The organism is Mycobacterium mantenii (genome assembly GCF_001667865.1).
Lineage (GTDB): Bacteria > Actinomycetota > Actinomycetes > Mycobacteriales > Mycobacteriaceae > Mycobacterium > Mycobacterium mantenii_A.
In genome coordinates this window covers 104726-123830 of record NZ_LZJP01000083.1, presented here as the reverse complement: position 1 = coordinate 123830, position 19105 = coordinate 104726, and the positions used below count along the sequence as shown (strand labels likewise).

The window sequence follows — 19105 nt, the reverse complement described above, 5'->3', positions numbered from 1 at the left end:
CGTCAGACCGTCAGCGCGCCGTGGGACCCGGTGATGGGTAGGTCGATCGGGGTGATGACGCCCGGTTGGGCCTCGCACACGAACGGTATGGCGTTGACGGCCGCGACCGCGGTGCTGTCCATCAACACGGTCATCACGTCCTCGCCGGGGTGGCCGAACCGGATCGTCGCGTCGACGTGTGGCCGGCCTTCGATCACCACGCTGAAACCCTTGGGATCGGTCCAGTGCGGGTCGAGCGCGTCGTCGCTCATGGTCCAGCAGATGGCCAGCTCGACCACCGGTCGGCCACCGCGATGGCCGCGGTAGGTGCGACGCTGGCCGCCGATGGTGCCTGCCGCGAAGTCCACCCACCCCAGATTCAGATCCCGGGTCAGCACGGCGGGCTCCACGAACGCGTCCTTGGACTCGAGTTCGACGCCCAGCATGGCGGCGATCATGTCCAGGGTCTCGAAGTAGCCGAGGCCGTATCGCTGCGTCGCCGGGTCGAGATGCGTCACGGGCTCGCGGGGTGTTCTGCCGAACCCGAGCACCCGCCACACCTCCCATACGGGATAGGTGGTGCAGTCCAAGGTTTCGACGAGCTTGACGTTGCGGACCTCCCGGCACGCGCCGGTGAGAAACCCGGCGACCACGTTGATGAAGCCCGGCTCGAAGCCGGTGCCCAGGAAGGTGGCCTGGCCCCGTTGCGCCGCCTCCTCGAGCGCCGGGAGTTCGGCCGGGTGATGGGTGCCGGTGAGGAAGTCTCCGGTCGTGACGACGTTGATGCCGGAGCGCAGCATCCTTTCCACCAGCTCGTAGTCGATGGCGCGGGGCATGTAGTTCACGCAGTCCGGTCGCAACCCGATCAACGCGTCGGCATCGGAGGTTGCGGCCACACCGATCGGGGGCCGGTCGGCCAGCACCCCGGCGTCGCGGCCCACCTTGTCCGGACCGAATGCGTGGACGCCCACCACGTCGAAGTCGTCGCGGTCCAGCAGGACGCCGAGCGCCCGACGGCCGATGTTGCCGGTCGACCACTGGACCACGCGATAGGGCGGCATGGCGTCAACCGTAACGCCCGGCGATGCTCAGAGTGGCTCGAAATCCAGCCATTCATCGACGTCGAATCGGTCGGCGACGCCGCGGATGGTCGCCCCGCCGCGACCGGGGTAGTGCGCCGGGATCACGGCGGCCTTCGCCCGGACGGCCTCGGTGAATATCCGCCGGCGGGTGACCGCGGCGGCCGGCGCGTCGATGTCGAAGGCGCAGGCGTCGGCGGGCCGGCGCAGCTGTAGCGGGCTGTGGGTGAGGTCGCCGACGAAGACCGCCGGCTCGCCGGCATCCAGCCACAGCACCGAGGAGCCCGGCGTGTGTCCGGGTGCGGGCCGGAGCCGCAGCGACCGGCTGAGCTCATAGTCATCGGACCATTGCACGAGCTGCCCGGCCGCATCGACGGGCGCAATGCTGTCGGCGAACACCAGCTGGTCGCCGCGCTGCTGGGCGGCGTCCTCTTCGCTGCGCGGCGTCCGCCGCGCGGCGGGGCCATCGGGCGCGAAGTGGCGGTGGTCGGCGGCCGGCACCAGGTATCGGGCGTTGGGAAACGTCGGCACCCAGATGTCGTTGCGCAGCATGGTGTTCCACCCGACGTGGTCGGAGTGGATGTGGGTGTTGACCACCACGTCGACGGCGTCGGGGTCGACGCCCGCGGACCGCAGCGCGGCCAGGAATGCGGTGTCCAGGTGGTCCAGGGCCGGCATGTGCGGGCGCTGGCGGTCATTGCCGACTCCGGTGTCCACGACGACGGTCAGCCCGTCGACCTCGATGACCCAGCTCTGGATCGCGATGTGCCACTGATCGGTCGAGGGGTCGAAGAAGTCCGGCACCAGCAGGTCGGCATTGTCTTGCCAACCGGATGGCGGCGTCTGCGGGAAAAGGCGTGTCCCCAGGTCGAATTGAAGTTCGACCACCCGGGCCACGCCCGCGTGGCCGAACCGGACCGGGCGCATCAGGTGTTGGCGCGCAGGTAGCCGTAGACGGACGCGAAGTTTCGGTTGACGTCCTCGGGGATCGGCACCGGGCCGCCGAGAGCACGTGCGCCCCAGACGATTTGGGCGGTCCTCTCGACCAGTGCGGTGATGTGCAGCACCTTGTCGGGGCGCGGTCCCACCGCCACCAGCCCGTGGTTGGCGATCAGCGCGGCGCCCCGGCCGTCGAGCGCTTTCACGGCGTTGGCGCCCACGTCGGGGGTGCCGGACGCGGCGTACTCGGTGCACCGGACGTCCCCGCCGCAGTACACCGCGAACTCGTCGATGCATGCCGGAATCGGTTGGTGCGCAATGGCGAACATGGTCGCCCACACCGGATGACTGTGGATGACGCTGCCGATGTCGTCGAAGGCCCGATAGCAGGCCAGGTGCAGCTGCATCTCCGACGACGGTGCCCGGCCCTCGGCGGCGTGCAGCACCGCGCCGTCCGGGTCGATGAGCACGAGGTCGTCGAGCCGCATGTCGCGGTAGTCCACCGACGACGGCGTGATGACGATGCCGCCGTCGGCGCGCCGCGCCGAGATGTTGCCGGCCGTGCCTTCGACCAGGCCGCGGCGCAACATGTCCTTGGCGGCGTCCAGCACCGCGGTTTCCGGGTTGTCGACGAACTTCATGACCCCAGCACCTCCGGGTTGACGATATGCACGGGGGCGCTGCCGGCCAGCAGCGCCTCCAGGTCATCGGCCACCATCTGCGCCTGGCGCGCTTCGGTGTCGAAGGTGGCGCCGCCGATGTGCGGCGTCAGCACCACGTTGGGCATGCTGATCAGCGGGTGATCGGCCGGCAGCCATTCGCCGACGAAGTGGTCCAGCCCGGCCGCGCCCACCTTGCCCGCGGCCAGGGCGTCGACCAGGGCATCGGTGTCGTGCAGCTGGGCGCGGGCGGTATTGAGGAAGACCACGCCGTCGCGCATGGCCGCGAACTGCCGCGCGCCGATCATGCCGGCCGTGTCGTCGGTCACCGGGGCGTGCAGCGAGACCACGTCGGCCTCGCTCAGCAGCTCGTCGAGACTGTGCCGGGCATCGGGGTTGTAGGGGTCGTGCGCGATGACCCGCAGGCCCAGCCCGGACAGCCGCCACTGTGTCGCGCGGCCGACGGCACCCAGGCCCACCAGCCCGGCGGTGAGCCCGGCGATCTCGGCGGCGCGGAACCGCTGATACGGGATGCTGCCGTCGCGAAAGATGTTGCCGCTGCGCACATCCGCGTCCGCGGTCAGCAGGTGACGGGTGGCGGCCAGCAGCAGGGCGACCGTCATCTCGGCGACGGCATCGGCGTTGCGGGCCGGGGTGTTCAGCACCGGGACGCCGGCCGCGGTGGCACCGGCGATGTCGACGTTGTTGGGATCGCCGCGGGTGGACGCGATCACCCGCACGCCCTGCTCGAACACCGGGCCGCGCACCGAATCGCTTTCCACTACCACGATTTCGGCGGCTTCGCCGGTGATCCGCTCGGCCAGCTGCTCGGCGCTGTAGATGCGCAGCGGGGTCTGCTCGATCCAGGGGTCGTACACCACGTCGGCCAGCTCTCGCAGTTTGGCGAAGCCCGGCCCCCGCAACGGGGCGGTCACCAAGGCGCGTGGTTTGGACGTCACGAAAGCCAATGCTGGCGTACGGTGACGCCCGTGTCACGCAAAGACGTCACAATCGGCATCGACGTCGGCAGCACCGCGGTCAAGGCGATAGCCGCCGACGCCGACGGCAACGTGGCTGCCCGCGTGCGCATCCCCCACGAGCTGCGGGTGCCGGCACCCGACCGGCTGGAGCACGACGCCGATGCGGCATGGCGGCGTGGGCCGGCCGCGGCCCTGCACGAACTGATCGACCAACCCGGCGTCGCGGCGGTGGCCGTCTCGGCGATGGTGCCGTCGATGACCGCCGTCGACGACACCGGCACGCCCATCACGCCGGGACTGCTCTACGGCGACGGCCGGGGCCGCACGCCCGGCGGTGACACACAGCCGCTGCCCGCCCTGGGCGAGGCCGCCGAGTTCCTGCGCTGGACGGCCGCGCAGGCCCCGGGCGCCGCCGGCTACTGGCCCGCGCCGGCGGTGGCCAACCACGCGCTGGCGGGCGAGGCGGTGATCGACATCGCGACCGCCGCCACGGCGTTCCCCCTGTTCGACGGGACCGGCTGGAATCCCGACGCATGCGCCGAGCGCGGCGCGACCGTCGGGCAGATGCCGCGGGTAGAGAGCATGGGGGCCCTCGTCGGGCAGGTGCGCGGCACCGATGCCGCGCTGGCCACCGGCGCCATCGATGCGCTGTGCGAACAGATCGTCGCCGGTGCCGACCACGACGGCGACGTGCTGGTGATGTGCGGCACCACGCTGATCGTGTGGACGACCATCGCCGAGGCCCGGCAGATGCCCGGCCTGTGGACCATTCCGCACACCACGCCGGGCAAGAGCCAGATCGGCGGGGCCAGCAACGCCGGCGGGCTGTTCCTGGGCTGGGTGGATCGCGTTGTGGCACAGGCGGATCCGGCCGTCGTCGAACCCGGGCGCGTCCCGGTGTGGTCGCCCTATCTGCGCGGCGAGCGCACCCCGTACCACGACCCGGACCGCAGGGGCGTGCTGGAGGCGCTGGACCTGACCCACGACGCCGCCGCGCTGCGGCGGGCCGCCTACGAGGCCTCCGGATTCGTGGTCCGCCAGCTCATCGAACTCAGCGGGTCGCCGGTGTCGCGCGTCGTGGCCACCGGCGGCGGCACCCGGGTGGGGCCGTGGCTGCAGGCCATCGCCGACGCCACCGGGCGCCCCGTCGAGGTGTCCGGGGTGGCGGAGGGGGCCGCGCTGGGGGCGGCCTTTCTGGCGCGGATGGCGGCCGGCCTCGAGACGACGATCGCCGACGCCGCCCGATGGGTGCGCACCGAACGGACCGTCGAGCCCGACCCCGCCTGGGCGAGCGCGGTCTCCGACCGGTACCAGCGCTTCCTGGAGCTGGGAAACCGCAGATGTAGCGCGGTCGGACCCCCGGCGTTCTAGGCTGGTGCAATGACCGACCAGGACCGCAAAGCCGCTCGCCGCGAAATCGCCGACGCACTGTTGAAAGCCCTCGAACGACGGCACGAAGTGCTCGACCTGATCGTGGAGGCCGACAACAACGCGGAGGCCGTCGAGGCCATCGCCGGTTTGCTCGGCACGTCGCACACGGGTGCCGAAGCGGTGTTCGGCTTGTCCTTCGACCGACTCACCAAGGATTCGCGCAGGACGATCCAGGCCGAGCTGGAGGACCTGAACAAGCAGCTGAGCTTCACCCTGGGCGAGCGTCCGGCGAGCTCGGGGGACACCCTCGAGCTCCGGCCGTTCTCCGCGAGCGAGGACCGCGACATTTTCGGCGTGCGCACCGAGGACATGGGTGGCGTCTCGGGCGACGGATCCGGTGGGCAGGCGGGCAACCTCGACGACGAGATCAAAGCCGCGCTGGCCCGGGTCGACGACGAAGAGGCCGCGTGGTTCGTCGCCATCGACTCCGGCGAGAAGGTCGGCATGGTGTTCGGCGAGCTGGTGCGCGGCGAGGTCGATGTCCGGATCTGGATTCACCCCGACTACCGCAAGCGGGGTTACGGCACCGCCGCGCTGCGCAAGTCGCGCTCGGAGATGGCGTGGTGTTTCCCCGCGGTGCCGATGGTGGTGCGCGCGCCGGCGGCCAATCCCAGCTGAGCGCTACTGCCGGACGGCGGTCACGGCGACGATGTTGCGGAACTGCGCGATCGCCTCGTCATCGTGGAATTGCAGGCCGTACTCGCCGAACAGCTCGCGGCGCGGCCGGGACGCCACCTGCCAGCCCTTACCGGTGAGGTAGTCCACGACGTTGCTGCGCTCGCCGTCGAAGAACAGGCCCGACAGGTCGATGTCGCAGCCGACTTTGGCCCACCTGTCGCTGAACTCCTGGGCGCGTTGCGCCATCGTCGTGCCGGCGGTGGCGGGGTGGTATTCGGTGGCCAACTTGCTGCCGGGGGCGCTGAGCTCGGTGATGTTGTCGAAGAGCCGGTCCTGGGCGTCCGGCGGCAAGTACATCAGCAGGCCCTCGGCGCTCCACGACGTCGGCTGTGTGGCGTCAAAGCCGCTGTCGCGCAACGCGGCCGGCCAGTCGTCGCGCAGATCGACGCTCACCGTGCGCCGTTCCGCGGCCGGGGCGGCACCCAGGTCGGACATGGTGGTGCTCTTGAACTCGACGACGGCGGGCTGATCGACCTCGTAGACCACGCTCCCGGGCGGCCAGCTCAGCCGGTAGGCGCGGGCGTCGAGGCCGGCCGCGAGGATCACCGCCTGGCGAACCCCGTCGCGGGCGGCGTTGAGGAAGAAGTCGTCGAAGAAGCGGGTGCGCACGGCGATGGAGTCGGTCTCCAGCCCCAGGTCCTTCCCGCCGCCCCCAAGGGACTCGGATTCGGTCACCTCGCCGTCGACCAGCCGCCGGAAGAAATCCAGCCCGACCGCGCGCACCAGGGGCGCGGCGAAGGGGTCGTTGATGATCGGGTGGGTGCCCTCGCTCGCCAGTGCGCGCGCCGCGGCGACCATCGTGGCCGTCGCACCGACGCTCGAGGCCAAGTCCCAGCTGTCTTGGTCAGTGCGTGTCATGCTGCTCCCAAGTTATTTAGCAAATGCAACGAGTCAGGGGAACTCTACGCCGCGCGGCTTACGGCTTCCTGTGTTTCTCCGGGCGCGTTGCGGCGGGGGTGCGAACACCCGGTTAACGGCACCCCGAGGGGGCTTCCCCGGGGCCGCCGCAATGGCCCTGACCAGATGCGGGCAAACCAGCTGTTAGTCTCGTACACGGTTTGACGCGCGACGCCGTACGTCCTGGCCTGCGGGTGTTGGGCGCGTGATGCGAGAAACCCCCGGCTGCGCAGGAGGAAGAGTTGCTTTCCGCTTTCATCTCATCGCTGCGGACAGTCGACCTGAGACGGAAGATCCTCTTCACGCTTGGCATCGTCGTCTTGTATCGGGTCGGCGCCGCGCTACCGTCCCCTGGCGTCAACTATCCGAACGTCCAGCAGTGCATCAAAGAGGCCAGCGGCGGCGCCGCCGGTCAGATCTATTCGCTGATCAACCTGTTCTCGGGTGGTGCGCTGCTCAAACTCACCGTGTTCGCGGTCGGGGTGATGCCCTACATCACCGCCAGCATCATCGTGCAGCTGCTCACGGTGGTCATCCCGCGGTTCGAGGAGCTGCGCAAGGAAGGCCAATCCGGCCAGGCCAAGATGACGCAGTACACCCGCTACCTGGCCATCGCGCTGGCGATCCTGCAGGCCACCAGCATCGTGGCCCTGGCGGCCAACGGCGGCCTGCTGCAGGGCTGCTCGCTGGACATCATCGCCGACCAGAGCATCTTCACCCTCGTCGTCATCGTCCTGGTGATGACGAGCGGCGCGGCGCTGGTGATGTGGATGGGTGAGCTGATCACCGAGCGTGGCATCGGCAACGGCATGTCGCTGCTGATCTTCGTCGGCATCGCGGCGCGCATCCCCGCCGAGGGCAAGTCGATCCTGGACAGCCGCGGCGGGATGATCTTCGCCGCCGTCCTGGTCGCCGCGCTGGTCATCATCGTCGGCGTGGTCTTCGTCGAGCAGGGCCAGCGCCGGATCCCGGTCCAGTACGCCAAGCGCATGGTCGGCCGGCGCATGTACGGCGGGACCTCGACGTACCTGCCGCTCAAGGTCAACCAGGCCGGTGTTATCCCGGTCATCTTCGCGTCCTCGCTGATCTACATCCCGCACTTGATCACCCAGCTGATCCGCAGCGGCAGCGGAGGCGTGGGCAACAGCTGGTGGGACAAGTTCGTCGGCAGCTATCTGTCCGACCCCAGCGACCCCATCTACATCAGCATCTACTTCGGGCTGATCATCTTCTTCACGTACTTCTACGTGTCGATCACGTTCAACCCCGACGAGCGTGCCGACGAGATGAAGAAGTTCGGCGGGTTCATTCCCGGCATCCGGCCGGGCAAGCCGACGGCCGATTACCTGCGTTTCGTGCTGAGCCGGATCACGCTGCCGGGTTCGATCTACCTCGGCGCCATCTCGGTGCTGCCCAACTTGTTCTTGCAGATCGGCAATGGCGGAGCGGTCCAGAACTTGCCGTTCGGCGGCACCGCGGTTTTGATCATGATTGGCGTGGGCTTGGATACGGTCAAGCAGATCGAGAGCCAGCTCATGCAGCGCAACTATGAAGGGTTCCTCAAGTGAGAGTCGTTTTGCTGGGTCCGCCGGGGGCGGGCAAGGGGACGCAGGCCGAGAAGCTCTCCGAAAAACTTGGGATCCCGCACATCTCCACCGGTGAGCTGTTCCGGAGCAATATCGAGAACGGCACCAAGCTGGGCCTGGAGGCCAAGCGTTATCTGGACGCGGGCGACCTGGTGCCCTCGGAGCTGACGAACCAGCTGGTCGACGACCGGCTGAGCGACCCGGACGCGGCCAAGGGGTTCATTCTGGACGGCTTTCCGCGGTCGGCGGAGCAGGCCAAGGCGCTGCACGACATGCTCGGACGCCGCGGCACCGACATCGACGCGGTGCTGGAGTTCCGGGTGTCCGAAGACGAGTTGCTGCAACGTCTCAAGGGCCGCGGCCGTGCCGATGACACCGAGGACGTCATCCTGAACCGGATGAAGGTCTACCGGGACGAGACCGCACCGCTGCTGGATTACTACAGCCACGAACTCAAGACGGTCGACGCCATCGGCACCATGGACGAAGTGTTCGCCCGCGCGCTGCAGGCGCTGGGCAAGTAGGAATGAACCCGCTGGCGCGGCTGCGGAGTCGCAAGGTGGTCGCGCAGCGCACTGCCGGCGAACTCGACGCCATGGCCGCGGCGGGCGCGGTGGTGGCCGCCGCGCTGCGGGCGGTCCGGGCGGCCGCGAGTTCCGGGGTGTCGACGCTCAGCCTGGACGAGATCGCCGAATCGGTGATCCGGGACGCCGGCGCGGTGCCGTCGTTCCTGGGCTATCACGGTTACCCCGCGTCGATCTGCGCGTCGGTCAACGAGCGGGTGGTGCACGGGATTCCCTCGGCCGCCGAGATCCTGGCGTCCGGTGACCTGGTGTCCATCGACTGCGGCGCGGTGCTGGACGGCTGGCACGGTGACGCCGCGGTCACCTTCGGGGTCGGGACGCTGAGTGCGGCCGACGAAGCGCTGTCGCAGGCGACCAGGGAGTCGCTGGAGGCCGGGATCGCGGCGATGGTGCCCGGTAACCGGCTGACCGACGTCTCGCACGCCATCGAGATGGGCACGCGCGACGCCGCGGCCCGCCATTCGCGCGCGTTCGGGATCGTCGAGGGCTACGGCGGCCACGGCATCGGCCGGCAGATGCACATGGACCCTTTCCTGCCCAACGAGGGCTCTCCCGGACGCGGCCCCCTGCTGGCCGCCGGGTCGGTGCTGGCCATCGAACCGATGCTGACGCTGGGAACCGGCAAGACCGCGGTGCTCGACGACCAGTGGACGGTCGTCACCGTCGACGGGTCGCGCGCCGCGCACTGGGAGCACACCGTCGCCGTCACCGACGCCGGGCCACGCATCCTGACCTCGGCTTTGTAGTCGGGCTAGCCTTGAACCAGCCGCGACCGCAAGCGCGGCGAAGCCGGGTGTAGCGGGTCGAGGCCAATTGAACTGGCCGCGATCGCAAGCGCGGCGAAGCCGGGTGTAGCGGGTCGGGGCCAATTGAACCCAGCACCCACTCGCCTCGTTTCAGTAGTCGGAGGTGATCGAGTGGCTCGTGTGGCTGGCACCAGGGCGTCCGGCGCTGCCGAGGCCGCTCTGATGAAGGGGCTCTACGACGAACACGCCGCGGTGCTGTGGCGCTACGCGCTGCGGCTGACCGGGGACGCGAGCCAGTCCGAGGATGTGGTGCAGGAGACGTTGCTGCGGGCTTGGCAGCATCCCGAAGTCGTCGGCGACACCGAGCGCTCGGCGCGGGCGTGGTTGTTCACCGTGGCCCGCAACATGATCATCGACGACCGCCGCAGCGCGCGGTTCCGCAACGTCGTCGGCTCCACAGACGTATCGGGGGCGCCCGAACAGTCCACGCCGGATGAGGTCAACGCGGCGCTGGACCGGTTGCTGATAGCGGACGCGATGGCCCAGTTGTCCGCCGAACACCGAGCAGTGATCGAACGGTCCTACTACCGCGGATGGACCACCACACAGATTGCCGCAGACCTCGGCATCGCCGAGGGAACAGTGAAGTCGCGACTACACTATGCCGTGCGGGCGTTGCGACTCACTCTGCAGGAACTCGGAGTAACCCGATGAGGGGCTCCGGACGCTTGAGGGGTGAGCAGAATGGATGAAATGAGGACGCCGGTGCAGGATCTCGGCCCTCCCGAAGACCGCTACGCGATGTGGGATGCCGCATACGTGTTGGGATCTTTGTCGGCCGCGGAGCGCCGCGAATTCGAGACGCACATGGCCCACTGCCCGACGTGCCGGGCGGCCGTCGCCGATCTCAGCGGTGTGCCCGCCCTGCTGTCACAGCTCGACCGTGACGAGGTGGCCGCGATCGACCAATCCGGTCCGGCCCCGGAGATGTCTCCGGAATTGCTGCCGTCCCTGCTGGCGACGGTTCGCTGGCGCCGGCGCCGCACCCGGGTGGTGACCTGGGTGGCGTCGGCCGCCGCGGCCGCGGTGTTGGCTATCGGGGTGTTCGTCGGTCTCGAGGGGTGGTCGTCGACTCCGTCCCAGCAGGTGACCGCGTCGTCGGAGCCGATGGCGCAGGTGGGCACCAGCCTGCTGACCTCGACGGTCGCGGTCAGCAGCCAGCACTGGGGGACGTCCATCAACCTGCGCTGCGTGTGCCTGGCTCCGCTGAACGCGCACCACGACACGCTCGCGATGGTGGTGGTGGGCCGTGACGGCAGCCAGACCCGGTTGGCGACGTGGGTGGCCGTGCCCGGCCACACCGCGACGCCCGCGGGCGCCATCTCGACCCCGGTCGACCAGATCGCCGCCGTGCAGGTGGTTTCCGCCGATAGCGGCCAGGTGCTGTTGCAACGCTCTTTGTAGAACGATCGGAGCCAGCGTGTCCGGCTACGCGCGTCCGCTTCGGGTGCTCGTTGTGGGCGCCGGTGTCGCCGGGATCTCTGTCGCCCGGGGATTGCTGCGCGACGGACATGACGTCACCGTGTTCGAGCGGCGGCCGGATGTGCGGGCGGCCGGCGGCGCGGTGACGATCTGGTCCAACGGCGAGACGGTGCTCAACCAGCTCGGTGTCGACATGGGCGGCGCCGGCAGGCTGCTGGCGACCGTGCGGGCCGTGACGTCGACGGGTCGCCGGGTCGCCACCCTGGACGTCACCGCGATGGTGCGCCGCCTGGGCGCGCCCGTCCGGATGGTTCCGCGTCGCGTTCTGCTGGATCGGCTCCTCGAAGGGTTTGACGCGGAGCGCATCCGGTGCAACTGCCGGGTGATCGCGTTGGGCGGCACGGCAAACGGGGTCCGCGCCGACTTCGGTGATGGCAGCGCGGCAGAGGGGGACGTGCTGATCGGTGCCGACGGTCTGCACTCGGTGGTGCGCGATCACGTTGGCGCGCAAGGCGCGAAGCCCACCGGCTGGTGCAGCTGGCAGGGGCTGGCCGCCGTTCCGGAGATCGCGGACTCCGATGCCGCGCTCATGATCATCGGGGCGCGCGGCAACCTCGGCCTGTGGCCGGCCGGCGGCACCGACGTGCAGTGGTGGTTCGACCTGCCGTGGTCGGATGACTTCGTCCGACCGCAGCGTCCGATCGAGATGATCCGGTCGCATTTCTCCGGATGGTCCGCCTCGGTCGATCGGGTGCTCGCGACGTTGACCGACGACGATTTGGCCCGCTCGCCGTTCCCGCATTTCCGGCATCCGATACCGCGCGCGGGTCGCGGCCCGGTCACGTTGCTCGGCGATGCCGCGCACACGATGCCGCCCACCCTGGCGCAGGGGACCAACCAGGCGCTGCTCGACACCATGGTGCTGTGCAAGGCGCTGACCGACTTCCGGACGAACGGCAGCGGCGCCGATGTTGCGCGCGCGCTGCGCTGGTACGAGAAGACCCGGCGACGCAAAGTCATGGCGGTGTCCCGGGTGGCGTCGCTGCCGGTGTCGCACGGTGAACTCGTGCTGAGGCCGGCCGCACTGGTCTCGGACCGGCTGCAGGCATCGGCGCTGACGACGTTCCTGCGCCTGACGAGCCACCGCCGGATGTCCGCGCAAATCAGCCGAAATCTGGGGGTAGCGGCGACGATCCCGTCACCCCCATGAACGATCCGGCCGATTCGGTAAGAGTGCGAGGCGATTTCGACTCACCCTCGCGCTGGCTCTGGCTGTTGAAGTGGTGCGTGCTGGCCTTGCCGCACTACCCGATCCTGATCGCGCTCTACCTGGTGTATCCGTTCTCGACCGTCGCCGCCGGGGTTGCCATCTTGTGCACCGGGCGATATCCGCGGCCGCTCTTCGATTTCAACGTCGGGGTGTTGCGCTGGTCGTGGCGGGTGATGAACTACCGGTTCCCGATGAACAGCACCGACAAATACCCGCCCTTCACGCTCGCATCTCGACCCGACTACCCCGGCGACCTGCACGTCGACTATCCGGACCGGCTGAACAACCGGCGGGTGCTGGTGAAGTGGCTGCTGGCGATCCCCCAGGTGGTGATGTGCTGGTCGATGGAGGCGCCGCTGCAGGTGCTGTGTCTCATCTCCGCGCTCACGTTGTTGCGCACCGGGACGATCCCGCGGGGCATCTTCGATCTCCTGATGGGCATGGTGCGCTGGCGATATCGGGTCGCGGTGTACGTGTCTTTGATGCGTGACGAATATCCGCCGTACCGAATGGATTTGGGCAACGCATGACCCCCCGCAATCTCCTGTTCCCGTATGTTTACCGGTTCGGTCAGCCGGTGTTCGATCGGCTGTTCTACCACCGCTATCGGCGGGAGGCGATGAGCAACGCAACCGGGCGGCTGTTGATGCTCGGCCTGGGCCCGGGCACCGACCTGAGGTTCCTGCCCGCCGCGGTGACCTCGGTCGCCGCCGTGGAACCCCAAGTGTCGTTTCGGCGGATGGCCGCCAGGCTCGCCCGGCGCCGCGGCGTCGCGGTCGACATCGTGGCGGGAAACGGCGAGTCAATCCCGTTCCCGGACAACTCTTTCGATTCGGTGCATATCGGTCTGGTGTTGTGTTCGGTGGACGATGTGGCCGCCACCCTCGATGAGATCCGGCGCGTGCTGGTTCCCGGGGGCAGGCTCGTGGTCCTCGAGCACGTGCGCGGGGACGGCGCGATGGGCCGGTTCCAAGACCTGATCGCCAAGCCGTGGTCATGGCTGGCCGGCGGTTGCGAGCCCAACCGCCGAACCCTCGACTCGATCGCCGCGGCCGGATTCGATACCACCGCGCTGCGCAGCATTCCGCGAACGCCGGTGCCCTTCCCGTGCAAACCCCATCTGCAGGGATTCGCCACCCTCAATCGACGCTGACCGCCTCGACGATGTTGAGCCGCGCCGCGCGCCGTGCCGGTGGCACCGAGCCGAGCAGGCTGATCGCCAGCGCCCCGAGCGTGAACGCGAGCGCCAGCGGACTCAGCCGGAAGCCGACTTCGAAATTCATGATGGCGCCGCTGATGCGGCTGAACAGCCACTGATCCAGGAGTCCGAGCGCAAGGCCGAAAACCCCGCCGACAAGGCCGATTCCGGCCGCCTCGGCCAGGACCATCCGCAAGGCGAACCGCCGGCTGGATCCCATCGCGCGCAGCACCCCGATCTCGCGCCGGCGTTCGATCACCGACAGCGTCAACGTGTTGAGCAGTGCGACCGCGGCCACCGCCACGACGATGATCCACACCGCGTTGGCGATGAACATGCTCTGATGCAGCGGAGCCTGCAGCCCCGCCAGCGCCGCGGGACCGTCGTACACGTGGTTCGGCGCCGGCACCACCGCGCGGACGCCGGCCAGCAGCCGCTGCCGATCCACGCCGGGGGCGGCGGCGATCTGCAGAGTCGTCGCCGCCGGGCGATCGAACCACGCCCGCATGTGGTCGAGGTCGATTCCCACGGTGCCGATGACGGTCGAGAAGAACGGCACCAGCGCAAGCACTTTCGTCTCCCGCGGGCCGTGCGGCGTCAGCAACCGCAGTTGATCGCCGGCCCGGACGTGCAGGACCGCGCCCAGATTCTGGGTGAGCACCACACCCCGGCCGCCGAGCGCCTCGGTGCGCACCCGCTCGTCGAGCGCACGGAACAGCGCATCGTGGCTGCCGGCGGAGAACCCGTCGAGCAGGACGCGGGTGCCGCCGACGACGGCGAATCCGTATGCGCCCTCGACGACCTGCGCGACGCCGGGTACCGCGGCGACCTTCTCGCGGAGTCCTTGCGGCAGAACGTCGGTGGGGTAACTGTCGGGAGCGTCCGCGCTCACCCAGACGTCGGCGTCGGCGACCGGGGAAAAGATGTCCCGCGCCGAGCGGATCATGTCGGCGTTCGTACCGGTGATCACGACGGTGGTGAGCACCCCGATGAGCACGGTCATCACGGTCGCCCACACCCGGCGCGGGGCGCGCTGGATCGTCGCCGCCGCGAGTGCCCCGACCGATCCGAACATTCGCGCGGTCGCCGCCGTGGCGTTGACGATGGGCACGGTGAGCGCGAAGCCCAGCGCGAGCTCGGCGCTCAGCACGGCGGCCATCGCGACGACGGCGTAGCTGCCGCGCTGACCGGTGACGACACACGTCGACACCGCGAACACCGCGACCGCACCGACGCCACAGGCCGTGCGCAGCCACCGCGGCACGGCGTCGGCCGCCGATGCCCCCACCGGCGCCAGCGCCTCGATGGGCGAAACCTTGTACACCTGCCGGGCCGCCATCGCCGCGGCCGCCACGCTCGTCAGCGTCGTCACCGCCAGCGCCAGCGGTAGCGCGTAGCCGGGCAGCCAGTACTCGACGCGGGCTTCGAGGCCCTGCGTCACCGCCGGGGGTAGCCGGCCAATCGCGATGTGCCCCGCCACAATTCCGATGCCGGACCCGACGGCCCCGCCGATCAGGCCCAGAAGCGCGGCCTCGGCGAGCATGTCGCCGACGATGGTGACACGCCGCCCGCCTATCGCGCGCAGCATCGAGATGACCGGCCGGCGCGCGGTGATGGCCATCGTCATCGTCGTGTAGATCAAAAACGCGCCGACCACCAACGCGACCGCGGCGCCCAGCAGGGCCATGTAGTTCATCAGCTTCACGCCGTCACCGGCCCGGGCCGCCCGAAAGCTTGGGGTCGCGACGATCGCGCGGCCGTGCACGGCGCCGGTCACGGCCGCGCGAACGGCGCCCAGGTCGGCGCCGGGCTTCGTGGTGATCAGTATCGAGTCGAGCTGGCCGGTGCGACCGGTGACGTTCTGCGCCAACGCAAGTGGCGCCAGCACGTAATGTCCGCCGTTGAGGTCGGCATATTGCTTGCCCGCGAGCACCTCGGTGACGGTGACCGACGCCGAGCCCAACGGGAACCTCTGGCCTTTCGCGTAGCCGACGCGGGGTCCGACCTGGACGCCGGACGGCGTCGCGGACAGCGCCTGCACCGGCCGTTGCAGCGCCCCCTTCAGGGCGCCGCCCAGGGCGGCGGTGTTCGCATCGGCGCCGAGCAGCAGCACCGGCCCCGACGGTGTGGACGTCGAAGTGCGGATCATCGGCGCCGCGGTGGCCACGCCGGGGACCGCGGCCACCTCGGCCAGTATCGAGTCGGGGAAGCCGGCATCGGTGATGCCGGACACCTCGAGTGCGGCGACGCCGGCGATCCCGTCGGCCAGCCGGCTGACCGATCCGGTGATCGACCCGAAGATTCCGAAGATGGCCACCAAATACGTTGCCGATACTGCCATTACGGCTACCGACGCGAACGTGCGGCGGCGGTGCACGGCGAGCTCACGCAGGCTGAAGACCCGCAGCCTGCTGGCCGCGGCCGTGATCGCGGCCCCGGGCTTCACCCGGCGACCGCCAGGACGTCCGAACCGACCCGGCCGTCTTGCAGCGTGATCACCCGGTCGGTGGCCGCGGCCGCGTCGGAGTTGTGGGTCACCATCACCACCAGCCGGCCCGGACCGTCCTCGTGGGCCACCTCGGCCAGCAGCGCCAAAATGGACGCGCCCGTCGTGGAGTCCAGGTTTCCTGTCGGCTCGTCGGCGAGGATCAGCGGCGGGTTCATCATCAGCGCGCGAGCCACCGCGACCCGCTGCATCTGGCCGCCGGACAGCTCGGCCGGCCGGTGCTGGGTCCGGTCGCCGAGCCCGACCCGGTCCAGCAGCCGGATCGCCTCCGGTTTGGCCCTGCCCAGCCGGACACCGTCGAGCAGCCTGGGAATCGCCACGTTCTCCCACGCCGACAGGGTCGGCAGCAGGTTGAAGAACTGAAAGATGAAGCCCACCCGGTGATGGCGGAACCGCGACTGTTCTTCGTCGCGCAGGCGCGAGATCTCCTCGCCGTCGAACAGGATCGACCCGGAATCGGGCGAGTCCAGCGCACCGAGCAGGTGCAGCAGCGTGCTCTTACCCGCCCCGGACGGCCCGACGACCGACACGAACTGCCCGTCCGCCAGTCGCAGGCTGACCTCGTCGAGCGCCCGCACCGTCTGACCGCCGACCCGGTACCGGCGCACGACGTCGCGCAGTTCGATGGTCATCTAGGCACCACGATGGCGCGCCGCGATCGGTTCAGGGCGGCGATGAACCGACCGGGCGGCCCCTTCGTTATCCCAGGCATGCCCGGCAGGTATCGGGTGGTCGACCACATCGTCGGGCACCTCGCGGCAATCGGAGTCGATCACATCTTCGGTGTGGACGGCGCCAACATCGAGGACTTGTACGACGCGGCGTATTTCCGCCCCGAGGTCAACGCGGTGCTGGCCAAGCACGAGTTCTCGGCGGCCACCATGGCCGACGGTTACAGCCGAAGCGGGGCGGGCCTGGGTGTGGTGGCTGCGACCTCCGGCGGGGGATCGTTGAACCTGGTCGCGGGACTGGGCGAGTCGCTGGCGAGCCGGGTCCCGGTGCTGGCACTGGTCGGCCAGCCCGCCAGCACGATGGACGGCCGGGGCAGCTTCCAGGACACCAGCGGCGTGAACGGGTCGTTGAACGCCGAGGCGCTGTTCTCGGCGGTGTCGGTGTTCTGCGAGCGGTTGCGCACGCCCGCCGACATCGTTTCGCTGCTGCCTCGGGCCGTCGCCGCGACGCGCACCGCCGGACCGGCGGTGTTGTTGCTGCCCAAGGACATTCAGCAGGCGCTCATCGACGTCGGGCATGGCGGTGATGACTCCGATGGCGGTCGGGCGCCGATCGGTGACCCGCATCCGATCCTGCGGGCGCTGCGCCGTGCCCGGGGCCCGGTCACCATCATCGCCGGCGAGCAGGTGGCCCGCGACGACGCCCGGACCGAGCTCGAGGCGCTGCGCGCGGCGCTGCGCGCGCGGGTCGCCACCGTTCCGGACGCCAAGGATGTCGCCGGCGCGCCGGGTTACGGGTCGTCGTCGGCGCTGGGGGTGACCGGCGTCATGGGCCACCCGAGCGTGGCCGAAGAGGTGGCCGCCAGCGCGCTGTGCCTGATCGTCGGCACCCGGCTGACGGTCACCGCACGCGGCGGGCTGGACGACGCGCTGGCGTCGGTGCGGACGGTCTCGCTCGGGTCGGCGCCGCCCTATGTCGCCTGCACGCACGTGCACACCGACGACCTGCGCGGCTCGCTGCGCCAGCTGACCCAGGCGCTTCGCGGCCGCGCCCGCCCAACCGGTCTGCGCGTGCCCGACGCGGTGCGGCGAACCGAGCTGACGCCCCCGCCCTGCGCCGGACCGGGTGTGCGGTACCGCGAGGCCATGGCGGTGCTCGACGGTGTCGTGCCCGACGGGGCCGACATCGTGGTGGACGCCGGCAACACCGGCGCCTCGGCGATCCACTACCTGCCGGCGCGGCGCGGCGGCAAGTTCGTGGCCGCGCTCGGCATGGGCGGCATGGGCTACAGCTTCGGCGCCGGAATCGGAATGTCGTTCGGGCGGGCCAACTCCGGGCGCCCCGACGGCCGCACCGTGGTGATCGCCGGGGACGGCGCGTTCTTCATGCACGGCATGGAGGTGCACACGGCCGTGCAATACCGGCTACCGATGACGTTCGTGCTGTTCAACAACAACGCGCACGCCATGTGCGTGACCCGCGAGCAGCTGTTCTACGACGACCTCTACAGCTACAACCGTTTCCGGCCCAGCCGGCTGGGCGCCGGTCTGGCGGCGATGTTCCCGGGCCTGACGTCGGTGGACGTCAGCGATGTCGACGGTCTTGCCGCCGCCATGGGAGCCGCGCTCGACATCGACGGCCCGGCGGTGATCAGCGTCGAGTGTGCCGCCGACGAGGTCCCGCCCTTCGCACCGTTCATCACCGCGGCGCCGACGAAAGCCGCTGCCGTGGGCCATATTTCACTTGACAAGGAGACCCGCACCAATGTCGTTGCCAGCGCTTGAGGATATCCCCGACGTCATCGACGGGGTCACCCGCATCGAAACCAGCCCCAGGGAGAAGGCCACGCCGATCATCATGGACATGATGCGGTCGGTGTATCCGCACGATCAGGTGTTCGGGCAGTACTGCACCGTCAACGATTACGTCGACTGCCCACCCGACGAGTTGTACGACTACATGGCCGACACGCGCAGCCTGGAGGAGTGGACCTACAGCCTGCGCGGATTCACCCCCACCGACGAACCCGGGTTGTGGCTGGCCTACGACCGGCTCGGCTCGGAGACCCAGATCTACACCCGCACCGTCGCCAACGCGGCGGCCCGGACCGTGGACTACCACTGTGCCTGGGATCAGGGCAAGCATCTGTGGATGATCTACCTGATGCGCGTCGTCGATGCCCAGACCGTCCTTAACAAGCCGGGATCGGTTGTGCTGTGGACGAATTGCCATCACCCGTTCTACGACCACAACCCGTATCCGGAGACCGCACCCGCCCAGCGGCCGGTATGGGTCGGCGACTTCTGGGACATGTTCGGCGCCGGCCATCAGCTGGAGATGAACAACCTCAAGGCGATCGCCGAGTACCGCCACCGCAACGGGCTGCCGGTGACGCCGGCATGGATGAGATGAGCGCACC

19 protein-coding genes are annotated in these 19105 nt (G+C 69.6%); 12 read left to right on the top strand and 7 right to left on the bottom strand.

Annotated features, from left to right (window positions below; genetic code table 11):
• Window positions 1-2: 2 nt before the first annotated feature.
• Genes A5688_RS13245 through A5688_RS13230 form a run of 4 tightly spaced genes read right to left on the bottom strand, consistent with a single transcriptional unit; the run spans window position 3 to window position 3615 of the window.
• On the bottom strand, window positions 3-1040 hold the full coding sequence (locus A5688_RS13245) for an NAD(P)H-dependent amine dehydrogenase family protein (protein WP_067908903.1): 1038 nt from the start codon (window positions 1038-1040) through the stop codon (window positions 3-5).
• Between the two features lie 27 nt (window positions 1041-1067).
• Window positions 1068-1985 (bottom strand): MBL fold metallo-hydrolase, encoded by a 918-nt coding sequence (locus tag A5688_RS13240; protein ID WP_067908900.1) that lies wholly within the window; start codon window positions 1983-1985, stop codon window positions 1068-1070.
• Window positions 1985-2638, bottom strand: a complete 654-nt coding sequence (locus tag A5688_RS13235; RefSeq protein ID WP_067833840.1) for an L-fuculose-phosphate aldolase — start codon at window positions 2636-2638, stop codon at window positions 1985-1987. The genes A5688_RS13240 and A5688_RS13235 overlap by 1 nt, the downstream gene beginning before the upstream one ends.
• A complete protein-coding gene (locus tag A5688_RS13230; protein ID WP_067908891.1) occupies window positions 2635-3615 on the bottom strand; it encodes an NAD(P)-dependent oxidoreductase in 981 nt (326 codons plus the stop codon). The genes A5688_RS13235 and A5688_RS13230 overlap by 4 nt, the downstream gene beginning before the upstream one ends.
• 30 nt (window positions 3616-3645) lie before the next feature.
• Here A5688_RS13230 and A5688_RS13225 point away from each other — a divergent pair, with 30 nt between their 5' ends.
• Together A5688_RS13225 and A5688_RS13220 are read left to right on the top strand one after the other, a co-directional pair.
• Window positions 3646-5007 (top strand): xylulokinase, encoded by a 1362-nt coding sequence (locus A5688_RS13225; protein ID WP_067909000.1) that lies wholly within the window; start codon window positions 3646-3648, stop codon window positions 5005-5007.
• A 9-nt stretch (window positions 5008-5016) separates the two neighbouring features.
• Window positions 5017-5685, top strand: a complete 669-nt coding sequence (locus A5688_RS13220; protein ID WP_067833845.1) for a GNAT family N-acetyltransferase — start codon at window positions 5017-5019, stop codon at window positions 5683-5685.
• Between the two features lie 3 nt (window positions 5686-5688).
• Here A5688_RS13220 and A5688_RS13215 read toward each other — a convergent pair whose 3' ends face one another.
• A complete protein-coding gene (locus A5688_RS13215; RefSeq protein ID WP_067833848.1) occupies window positions 5689-6603 on the bottom strand; it encodes a class I SAM-dependent methyltransferase in 915 nt (304 codons plus the stop codon).
• 281 nt (window positions 6604-6884) lie between these two features.
• On the opposite strand from A5688_RS13215, the gene secY reads away from it, so the two are divergent.
• The 8 genes from secY to A5688_RS13175 all read left to right on the top strand — a co-directional run bounded on the left by secY (window position 6885) and on the right by A5688_RS13175 (window position 13463).
• Window positions 6885-8210, top strand: a complete 1326-nt coding sequence (gene secY, locus A5688_RS13210; RefSeq protein WP_067833851.1) for a preprotein translocase subunit SecY — start codon at window positions 6885-6887, stop codon at window positions 8208-8210.
• A complete protein-coding gene (locus A5688_RS13205; RefSeq protein WP_067833854.1) occupies window positions 8207-8752 on the top strand; it encodes an adenylate kinase in 546 nt (181 codons plus the stop codon). Before secY ends, A5688_RS13205 begins: the two co-directional genes overlap by 4 nt.
• Window positions 8753-8754: 2 nt before the next feature.
• Window positions 8755-9558 (top strand): type I methionyl aminopeptidase, encoded by an 804-nt coding sequence (gene map, locus A5688_RS13200; protein ID WP_067908890.1) that lies wholly within the window; start codon window positions 8755-8757, stop codon window positions 9556-9558.
• Between the two features lie 171 nt (window positions 9559-9729).
• Entirely contained in the window at window positions 9730-10272 is a 543-nt protein-coding gene (locus A5688_RS13195; protein ID WP_082951200.1) for a sigma-70 family RNA polymerase sigma factor, read from the top strand.
• A gap of 39 nt (window positions 10273-10311) precedes the next feature.
• Window positions 10312-11022 carry an anti-sigma factor family protein gene (locus tag A5688_RS13190; protein WP_120312154.1) on the top strand — a complete coding sequence of 237 codons (711 nt, stop codon included), beginning with the start codon at window positions 10312-10314 and terminating at the stop codon, window positions 11020-11022.
• A 16-nt stretch (window positions 11023-11038) separates the two neighbouring features.
• The gene (locus A5688_RS13185) at window positions 11039-12250 is read left to right on the top strand and encodes an FAD-dependent oxidoreductase (RefSeq protein ID WP_067833866.1); all 1212 of its coding nucleotides are present in this window, start codon (window positions 11039-11041) and stop codon (window positions 12248-12250) included.
• 23 nt (window positions 12251-12273) lie between these two features.
• Window positions 12274-12840 (top strand): DUF4389 domain-containing protein, encoded by a 567-nt coding sequence (locus A5688_RS13180; protein ID WP_067908997.1) that lies wholly within the window; start codon window positions 12274-12276, stop codon window positions 12838-12840.
• Window positions 12837-13463, top strand: coding sequence for a class I SAM-dependent methyltransferase (locus tag A5688_RS13175; protein WP_067833871.1), 627 nt, complete (start codon window positions 12837-12839; stop codon window positions 13461-13463). Before A5688_RS13180 ends, A5688_RS13175 begins: the two co-directional genes overlap by 4 nt.
• Here A5688_RS13175 and A5688_RS13170 read toward each other — a convergent pair.
• Both A5688_RS13170 and A5688_RS13165 read right to left on the bottom strand, forming a co-directional pair.
• The gene (locus A5688_RS13170) at window positions 13450-15954 is read right to left on the bottom strand and encodes an FtsX-like permease family protein (RefSeq protein WP_067908887.1); all 2505 of its coding nucleotides are present in this window, start codon (window positions 15952-15954) and stop codon (window positions 13450-13452) included. The two genes, A5688_RS13175 and A5688_RS13170, sit on opposite strands and share 14 nt — an antisense overlap.
• Window positions 15951-16646: an ABC transporter ATP-binding protein gene (locus tag A5688_RS13165; RefSeq protein ID WP_067833876.1), complete on the bottom strand. Its 696-nt coding sequence runs from the start codon at window positions 16644-16646 to the stop codon at window positions 15951-15953. The genes A5688_RS13170 and A5688_RS13165 overlap by 4 nt, the downstream gene beginning before the upstream one ends.
• Before the next feature lie 78 nt (window positions 16647-16724).
• On the opposite strand from A5688_RS13165, the gene A5688_RS13160 reads away from it, so the two are divergent.
• Window positions 16725-18470 (top strand): thiamine pyrophosphate-binding protein, encoded by a 1746-nt coding sequence (locus A5688_RS13160; protein WP_120312543.1) that lies wholly within the window; start codon window positions 16725-16727, stop codon window positions 18468-18470.
• Window positions 18451-19098 (top strand): hypothetical protein, encoded by a 648-nt coding sequence (locus A5688_RS13155; RefSeq protein ID WP_067908884.1) that lies wholly within the window; start codon window positions 18451-18453, stop codon window positions 19096-19098. Before A5688_RS13160 ends, A5688_RS13155 begins: the two co-directional genes overlap by 20 nt.
• The last annotated feature ends 7 nt before the right edge of the window (window positions 19099-19105 follow it).